The sequence below is a fragment of the Microcystis viridis FACHB-1342 genome (genome assembly GCF_014698335.1).
Taxonomy (GTDB): Bacteria; Cyanobacteriota; Cyanobacteriia; order Cyanobacteriales; family Microcystaceae; genus Microcystis; species Microcystis ichthyoblabe_A.
Genome location: NZ_JACJSV010000041.1, coordinates 35,139 through 43,964 on the forward strand (window position 1 = coordinate 35,139; position 8,826 = coordinate 43,964).

An 8,826-nucleotide genomic window follows, 5' to 3' on the forward strand; every position below is an offset into this window, starting at 1 on the left:
TTCATTCTTCCTTTTGCCTCTCCGCAGTCCCAGAACCCCAAAAGTTCCAATTAATCTTAACCCCTATTAGAGATTAATACTTTGTAGGGTTGATTCATGAATCAACCCTACAGCGTTCCCATTAATCTTAACCCCTATTAGAGATTGAAACTTGCAGGCAAAAATCAGCGATACTGATATTGAGATCACGATGGTGAATCCAGAAGAGCTAAAGGAGACAGAAAATGGCTAACGAAACCGTCACTTATTCCCTAGAAGCAGTTCTGACAAGGATTGAGGGGAAAATCGATTCTCTGGAAAAACGGATCGATGAGAGATTTGATCAGGTAGATGAGAGATTTGATAAGATAGAAGAACGGTTGACGAAAGTGGAAATAGGACAAGTCGAACTCAAAGGGGAGATTAAAGCCTTGGATGAGCGACTAACCACAGAAATTAAAGGGTTAACTGCAAGAGTTGCCTATCAGGAATTTACCAATCGGGGGATTCTCATCGCTCTGATTGTGGCCATTTTAGGAGGGGCTGCTAAACTTTTTGGTTTTTTCCCCAATCCCTAACAGCGATCGCCCTAAAATGCTGTAGAATTAACTTGACAAATATTAAAACGCAGCCAAAGACTCTCTGGGAAATGCAGTTAAATAATTGGATGGCGACCTAAAAATATGAGTGAATTAACTATTCGTCCAGCTAAAATTAGTGGTGTCATCCCAGATTCGATCGCCGCCGAGGTAGGTTTTGAAATCGGGGATTCGCTCGTCTCTATTAATGGTAATCGTCCCCGGGACTTAATCGATTATCAATTTTTATGTGCCGATGAATTTTTAACCCTAGAAGTGCTTGATAGTCAGGGCAAAACTCACCAAGTAAAAATCGAAAAAGATTATCATGAAGACTTAGGTTTAGAGTTTGAAACTGCCCTTTTTGATGGCTTAATTCAGTGTAATAACAAATGTCCTTTTTGCTTTATCGATCAACAACCAGAGGGCAAAAGAGAAACTTTATACTATAAAGATGATGACTATCGCTTAAGTTTTCTCTATGGCAGTTATTTAACCTTAACTAATCTCACCTCAAAAGAATGGCAGCGGATCGAAAAGATGCGGATATCACCGCTTTTTGTGTCCGTTCATGCCACGGAACCCGATCTGAGAATTCGTCTCTTAAAAAATCACCGCGCTGGTCAAATTTTAGACCATTTAAAGTGGCTACAAGCGAGACAATTACAAATTCATGCACAAGTGGTAGTTTGTCCCAATATTAATGATGGAATTCATCTCGAAAGAACTCTGTTAGATCTGGTTTCTTTTCATCGGGGAGATATTCCCTGTGTGGAGTCGATTGCCGTAGTTCCCGTGGGATTAACCCGCTTTCGTCCCCAAGAAGATGAATTAATTCCCGTTAGTCAAGAAAAAGCGCGAGAAGTTATTGAACAAGTCCAAACTTTACAGAAAAAATTTCGTCAAGAATTTGGCAGTAATGTGCTGTGGTTAGCCGATGAATGGTTTTTAATTGCCCGAGTCGATTTACCCCCTCAATCTCACTACGAAGATTATCCCCAAATCGGTAACGGGGTTGGCTCGATTCGTCAATTTATTAGGGATTTTCAGAAGACAGCCAAGAAGTTATTGCCTGCTCAAATTACTCCCTCTAGACGGTTAATATGGGTAGTGGGCAATGCGGTAGAACAAGCTTTTCAACCCCTAGTTAAACAGTTAAATAAGGTGCAGGGTTTAACCGTGGAATTAGTGGCTTTAAATAGTGATTATTGGGGGCAGGAAATCACGGTTACGGGTTTATTAACCGGGCAAGATATTCTCAAAGGATTACAAGGTAAAAATCTTGGGGATGGGGTTTTATTACCTTCTCTCATGCTTAAGCATGGGGAAGCGGTATTTTTAGATGATATCACCCTAGAAACTGTTATTAATCAGTTAAGAGTCCCTATTTATCCAGTCCTGGGAGTGGAGGAATTAATTAAAACTTGTCTTACTCTCAATCCTTTCTCTGACTTTCTCTCACATATAGGTGAGCAGTAAAAGTTATTAAAAGAGGGCGAATGCAATTCGCCCCTACAATAATATTATTGCGCCAATGGTAGGGGCGCATCGCGTGCGCCCAAATATAATATAGATATTTCGACCAAATTGATTTGAGTTTTTACTGAGCGGTATTAAGTAAAAAATTGCCGTTTTCTTGGCACTGATAACTGTTTATGGTAATCGGATTGGGTGCATCTCCTATCTGTGACTTTCTCTCACATATAGGTGAGCAGTAAAAGTGATTAAAAGAGGGCGAATGCAATTCGCCCCTACAATAATATTATTGCGCCAATGGTAGGGGCGCATCGCGTGCGCCCAAAATGTAATATAGATATTTCGACCAAATTGATTTGAGTTTTTAGTGAGCGTTATTAAGTAGAAAATTGCCGTTTTCTTGGCACTGATAACTGATAACTGATAACTGATAACTGATAACTGATAACTGATAACTGATAACTGATAACTGTCTTAGCCGATTTCCACATTACCAGTCCCTTGAAACATCAGCCAAGAGAGGAAAAAATTAGCCACAAAAATCGCCAATAAAGAAGTTACCACAGCCGTGGTAGTGGATTGACCAACTCCTTTAGCACCGCCGGTGGTGGTTAAACCCCAACTGCAACCGATAATGGCAATTAAAATCCCAAAAATTAGGGACTTTAACATAGAACTAATTAAATCCCATGTTTGTAGAAAATTTTGGGCTGATTGTAAGAATAGGGAATAGGAAACACCGTAAAGACTATCAGAAATCAATAAACCACCCAGTAATCCCGTGACTAAAGAGATAATAGTGAGCAGGGGTAACATTAAACTACAGGCAATCACCCGGGGAATGACCAAATAATCGATCGGATCGGTTTTTAAAATATATAAAGCGTCAATTTGTTCTGTTACTCGCATTGTACCAATTTCGGCGGCAAAAGCCGAGCCAACTCTCCCCGCCACCACCACCGCAGTTAAAACCGGGGCTAATTCTCTTGTTAAAGCCAAGGAAAGGACTCCCCCAACAAAACTACCCGCCCCAAAAAAAATAAATTCTCTGGCTACCTGAATAGTGAAAACCATACCCACAAAAGCAGCAGTAATTAGGGCAATTGTCAAGGATTCTGGTCCAACAATGCTCATTTGTTCGAGAGTATTACGCCGGTGGATTTTGCCATTAAGAATATGCAAAAAAGTTTGTCCCGCTAATAAACTGGCAGCGCCCAAACGCTGAAACCATAAACTTAAACCACTGGCAGCATCACTTTTCCTTGGCATTTGTCGAGGGACTATCGCTAAAATTTAACTTATTATAGGCGAGAATTCCCTATGATACTAAATCCGTTGAGTAACGCACAGAAAACGGGTTTCTCCGAGAAACCCGTTTTCTACTCATGTATGATTATCCCTCGATTGTGGGGACTTGCTTTGATGCCACTCGATCGAGGGATAAGAAACTATGGTTTTGTGCTGCCAGCAGGGGATAATAGAATTTCCAGTAGCCGTCAGCTATCAACCCTGATTCTTTATCCATGCCAGATTTACCGAAAATTATCCTGAGAAACCATAAAATTGATGCTGTTAAACGATTCCATCCTTGGATATTTTCCGGGGCGATTAAAGAGATGGAGGGGGAAGTCAAAGAGGGTGCTATCGTGGAGGTTTATAGCGATCGAGGCGAATATCTAGCCACTGGACTGTATAATCCTAGCAATATTGCCGTTAAAATTCTTTCTTTCCCAAAAGTCAGCGATATTGCTCAATTATTTCTCGAAAAATTCCAGAATGCCTATCAGCTGCGGCAACAAATCGGTTTAGTGGATAACCCGAAAACTAACTGTTATCGTTTAATTAACGCTGAAGGAGACGGTTTACCCAGTTTAATCGTCGATTGGTACAATGGCACGGCGGTTATTCAAGCTTATTCCCTAGCTTTATACCAACGTCTCGATCTGATTGTCGATTGTCTGAAAACTATCTACGCTGACAATTTACGGGCAGTTTACGATAAAAGTGCCGCAGTTTTGGCGAAAAGCGCCCATATTTCCGAAAATAAATACTTATTTGGTCAAAAAACCAGCGATGAGGTGTTAGAATCTGGCCATCGCTTTATTATTGATTGGGAAAAGGGACAAAAAACGGGATTTTTCCTCGATCAAAGGGAAAATAGAGCCTTATTATCTCAATATTCCCATAATAAACGGGTTTTAAACACTTTTTCTTATTCTGGTGGCTTTTCCGTCTATGCTATGCAAGCGGGGGCTGCCCTAGTCGATTCCGTTGATAGTTCCCACGGTGCGATCGATCTTACCGAAAAAAATATCGCCCTGAATAATCTCGGTGAAGTTCCCCATCAATCCTACAGCGCCGATGTTTTTAACTTCCTGCGCGACTGTCAGGAGGATTACGATCTGATTGTCCTCGATCCCCCCGCTTTTGCCAAAAGTATCCAATCCCGTCATCAGGCGGTTATGGCTTATAAAAGATTAAATCACCAAGCTTTCCAGAAAATTCGCCCCCAAGGTATTATTTTCACCTTTTCCTGTTCCCAAGTGGTTAACGAAGAACATTTTCAGGGGGCTGTCATGGCTGCCGCTATTGAATCGGCTCGCCCAGTGCGAATTTTAGCACGTTTAAGCCAACCGGCAGACCATCCCACCAGTATCTATCACTCGGAAGGTTCCTACCTGAAAGGATTGGTTTTAGCGGTGGATTGATGGAAAATTAAACGATTACCATCCGGATCATAGATGTAGATTTCCGGACCGTGGGAAGTTTGGCTAATTTCTCCCCTAGCACCATAGCCGATTTCGCTCCAATGCTCGATCGCTTTTTCGAGGCTCTCCACCTCGAAACAAATGCTCATGCCACTGCCCCTAGAATCGCCAAATTCCTCTCTGTGGGACTCTTTAGGGCAAAAAAGACCTAACTTAAGGTTAATCAGCCTAAATTCCGCATAAACGTCGGCAAGGTAGGGGTTTGGTTCCTGTTGCAACAGTTGACGATAAAACTGCACCGAGCGATCGAAATTACTCGTGCCTAGGGCAATAAAAGCCTCTGTGTAATTGAATGGACTATCGGGGGGGTTATTCATTGGAGTTGGCAAGCTTTTTCAGTGATCGGTAAACAGTAAACTGATAACTGAATAACTGATAACTGTTTACTGATTCAAGATTGATGCTGCTACCGTTGTGGTTGACAATCTTTTGGCTAAAGTTCCACAAATGAAAGTATCTTCGGGTGGACATTGCTACTATTTATTGAATTTTAACATTTAATTTATAGGTGGCATTGCCGCGAGTTCCCCCTACAATTATTTCATAATTTCCAGTAGCAGGTAATTTTAGACTAGATTGGGTAGCTTCTGTTGTCAATATTTCCCCATTCGGTGCAATCACATCAAATACGGCATTATTTTCTAATGATGTAATTTTCAGATCCATTCTCTGTCCTTGATTTGCTCTTAAGAGATAAATATTTCGACTCCCTCGCACAACCGATTGATTGACGGTGGCGCTATTAGTCCCTGGTGCAAACCAGATTTGAGACAATAAACAAGGTTGTCTTTGATAAACTTCTCGTCCCGTATTCAAAGAATCTGCGGTTAATGTCCAGATTGCTTGAGTTTTTTGGGTGTCTAACTCAATTTTTGTCGTGATATTTAAGTTTAACTGATTCCCCTTTTTTGTTCCTTGTAAGGTTTGAGTATAGGAACTATAATAAGCTGCTTGTTCATTATGAATTGTAGCTTCTACCCGACCCGTGACTTGATTTCCCTGAATATAAATCCTCGCGGTAGCATCCAGATTATCATTAGCGACCGAAAAACAATAACCTTGAATCGAAGAAGTGCTAGACGCTTGAGCAACTTGTCGGGGGGGATGATTTGCTATCCCTGGTGTAACATTGACTAAACTTGCAAAAATGACTAGACATCCTAATAATTTCATCATCATCGGAACCATTCCAAGTTTTCACTAATACTAAACTAATTATCGCCCTAGCCACCATATTTAGGAGAAGTTCATTTATGAACTATTTTACCCGATTTTAAAGCATTTTGGTCTGTTTTTTTCCTCCGTTGATTAAGATTCGTCGATCTTACTATTATAGACCCTAACCCTAGAAAAATTAGAGCGGCTGTTACCGAAGGTTCAAAAACAGTTACCGGTGAATTTTGCATTAGATGTAATGTGCTTTCTATTTGGATGTTATAATCAGCTAAAGTTCGCCCCTCTTCTAAAACCCGCCAATTCAAAAATGGATTTTAGGTTCGATCCCCCCTTAGTCCCCCCTTGATAAGGGGGGTGCCGATCCCCCCTTAGTCCCCCCTTGATAAGGGGGGCATCTGATAATTTTTAACGCCTACCTACTTAATATTTCGGTAATCTCATCCAATTGGAAAGGCAAGATTTGAGAAAAAAAGTAGAAGTTAAGGAACGCGGAGCATTCGTTCTTCGATTTCTTGCCAAACGGTAGGGGAAATATTAACAGCCACTTTTTGGCAACTTAGCATTAATTCATTAACGTATAGATAATTTTGAAATATAATCCAGTCAGGTGTTCTCCAAGAAGAGAACCCAATCGGACTTTGCTTATAAAAATCTAGAATTATTTTTTCATAAAATGCTGAGATTTGATCAAATTCTAATTGTCCTAGTATTTTTTTTGTAATTGAACTAATCAATGCAAAAATATGTGTTGCTGTTTTTTCACTTTGCATTTGTTCACTGGTTAACAAATGTCCATAATGATATTGATACAAAACATCAATACCAACATATTTTTGTCTTAATTTATCTAATTGCTCAAGGAAAGGTTCGTCAAATTGTGGAGTATTATCTATGTAATTATTATACATATCTGAATGTATTCGATTATAGCACTTGGTAAAATTAATCCCTTTATTTAATCTGTCAAAAAGAATGATCGAGCGTTTTGCAGAGGGTTTAACCGATTCTTTTAATTCACCAGTTGCTTGCTCTACCCAAACAAGAAATTTAGATAATTCGGCATTCTTCGCATATTCTTGAGCTTCTTTCTCCATTGCTAATAACAATTTATCGGCTTTCCCTCGCATCAAACCCGCCACTAACAAAAACACCTCTTGCCAACGAGTTTCTGTTACATAATTCTTAACTGTTTCTTCAATCAAATCATTGTCATAGATATACTGAGCCGTGAGGTATTCCTGAAGGGTTAAATGAGAAAAAGAATAGACATCTCTCGCCCGCTCTACTAAAATTCCCTGTTCAATTTCAATGGTTTTTAATACTTTTTCTCCGTCCAGATGTTGCGGAGCATTTAAGTTTTGTTTAAGGTGATCTTTAATTTGCTTAACAACTTCTCGTTTTTCTAAAAAAAGTTTATCTGCTACAAAATTCTGATAAGCAATTTCAGACAGCAAAATTTCTTCTTGCTCAATACTGAGATTTTCATAAACTAAACCGCGATTAGGTAAACGTTTTTCGGCTGACCATTTTTCCAATAAAATTCGTAACGCATCTTGATAAAGGCGACTGCGATTTGTGGGAAAAGATTGATTTTCATCATAAACTAAACACAAAAAAGTCAACAATAACGGTGTATGGGCTAACTCTTTTGCACTTTTATACTCCTCCTTTTGCAACAGTTCCCAACAATTTTTAGCCGTCTCATTTTTCCGATCTAATTCCGAACTAAACCAATGTTCAATAAAACTTTGAATTTGCTGATCATCAAATTCGACAATTTCAATATCGGTAAATCGTCGAAGATGAGTTCTAGCAGCAGTGCGACAGGAGAGAATAAAACGATTTTTATGATGCCTATCTACAAAATCTTGAATTTTCTCGATTACATTATAAACATTAGCTGTTGGCACTTCATCCAAACCATCTAATAAAATTAGTAATTCCCCTTTTTCTAGTTTATTGCTAATATTTTTTTCCACATTGGGAAAACCACAGATTTTAAACTCCTCTTCAATTAATACCTGAATATTAATCTCGTTTTCTTTAAAGTTTTTCAACTCCAGTAAAACAGGTGTTAGAGAATGCTGATAACTGTCTTTATTTCCCTTGAGAGCTTCTAGCCCAACTTTTCGCAAAAATGTAGATTTACCAATACCAGGATCACCAAGTACCATTAAATATTGTTTTTGATTAGCCAAAAGTAAACCATCTTTTTTACCATCATCCCTAAAGTTAAACCGTCGCTGTTTACTCTCACGATATTTATTTTCTAAATTTTCATCATAATAATCCCTGACTAAATTTCCTAAACATTTGACATTAATATAAATTGACTCCAAATCCATCGGCTTAGACATTTTTAAAACCTTAATCATGCCGTGCCGATCCCAGTAACGTTGAGTATATTCCCGTAAAAAAAGATACTTTCCCTCTTTGAAAAGCTGTCCGACATCTTTATTCAATAACTCATTTTTATTAATACCCTCCCACCCCGATTTAATCATTTGACCAATAAAATTATTAGTCAATGCCGTTACAATGGTTGTTTCAATTCCTGTCATAACTTAACCCCTGTAAACCCTCTGAAGTTCAGTATAAGCCAGAAAGCGGGTTTCCCAACAACTCAGAAACCCGCTGGCTCTTTTGGATTTGGTGGGTAAAATGTATTCTGAGATATAGTCCTGCTGGCGAGGGAGTGGAGGGAACCACTCCAGACACAGAGGACACAAAGATCGATCGATCATATAGTAAGTTAAACTTATCACACAGAACCTAGAAGAGCCCAGAGAGGGGAGAGGAGAATAAATAAAAATAATCTCCTGAATCCCGACTCCTGAATCCTGATAACT

The 8,826-nt window shown here is 39.2% G+C and carries 8 protein-coding genes; 3 read left to right on the top strand and 5 right to left on the bottom strand.

What is annotated here, in order from left to right; all coding sequences use genetic code 11:
* Positions 1 to 224: 224 nt before the first annotated feature.
* Both H6G40_RS14200 and H6G40_RS14205 read left to right on the top strand, forming a co-directional pair.
* Entirely contained in the window at positions 225 to 557 is a 333-nt protein-coding gene (locus H6G40_RS14200) for a DUF4164 family protein (RefSeq protein ID WP_002737391.1), read from the top strand.
* A 105-nt stretch (positions 558 to 662) separates the two neighbouring features.
* The gene (locus tag H6G40_RS14205; protein ID WP_190537855.1) at positions 663 to 2,036 is read left to right on the top strand and encodes a TIGR03279 family radical SAM protein; all 1,374 of its coding nucleotides are present in this window, start codon (positions 663 to 665) and stop codon (positions 2,034 to 2,036) included.
* 471 nt (positions 2,037 to 2,507) lie between these two features.
* Here H6G40_RS14205 and H6G40_RS14210 read toward each other — a convergent pair whose 3' ends face one another.
* Complete coding sequence (locus H6G40_RS14210) at positions 2,508 to 3,302, bottom strand: MlaE family lipid ABC transporter permease subunit (RefSeq protein ID WP_002735680.1); 795 nt, start codon at positions 3,300 to 3,302, stop codon at positions 2,508 to 2,510.
* A 124-nt stretch (positions 3,303 to 3,426) separates the two neighbouring features.
* Positions 3,427 to 3,558: a hypothetical protein gene (locus H6G40_RS23725; protein WP_002737283.1), complete on the bottom strand. Its 132-nt coding sequence runs from the start codon at positions 3,556 to 3,558 to the stop codon at positions 3,427 to 3,429.
* Between H6G40_RS23725 and H6G40_RS14215 the strand changes: the two genes are divergently transcribed.
* Complete coding sequence (locus H6G40_RS14215) at positions 3,557 to 4,741, top strand: class I SAM-dependent rRNA methyltransferase (protein WP_190537857.1); 1,185 nt, start codon at positions 3,557 to 3,559, stop codon at positions 4,739 to 4,741. The two genes, H6G40_RS23725 and H6G40_RS14215, sit on opposite strands and share 2 nt — an antisense overlap.
* On the opposite strand, the gene H6G40_RS14220 is transcribed toward H6G40_RS14215, so the two are convergent.
* The 3 genes from H6G40_RS14220 to H6G40_RS14230 all read right to left on the bottom strand — a co-directional run bounded on the left by H6G40_RS14220 (position 4,708) and on the right by H6G40_RS14230 (position 8,538).
* A complete protein-coding gene (locus H6G40_RS14220; protein ID WP_190537859.1) occupies positions 4,708 to 5,118 on the bottom strand; it encodes a VOC family protein in 411 nt (136 codons plus the stop codon). The two genes, H6G40_RS14215 and H6G40_RS14220, sit on opposite strands and share 34 nt — an antisense overlap.
* A 163-nt stretch (positions 5,119 to 5,281) precedes the next feature.
* A complete protein-coding gene (locus H6G40_RS14225; RefSeq protein ID WP_069475030.1) occupies positions 5,282 to 5,989 on the bottom strand; it encodes a hypothetical protein in 708 nt (235 codons plus the stop codon).
* 467 nt (positions 5,990 to 6,456) lie between these two features.
* The gene (locus tag H6G40_RS14230) at positions 6,457 to 8,538 is read right to left on the bottom strand and encodes an NACHT domain-containing protein (RefSeq protein ID WP_069475029.1); all 2,082 of its coding nucleotides are present in this window, start codon (positions 8,536 to 8,538) and stop codon (positions 6,457 to 6,459) included.
* Between the last annotated feature and the right edge of the window lie 288 nt (positions 8,539 to 8,826).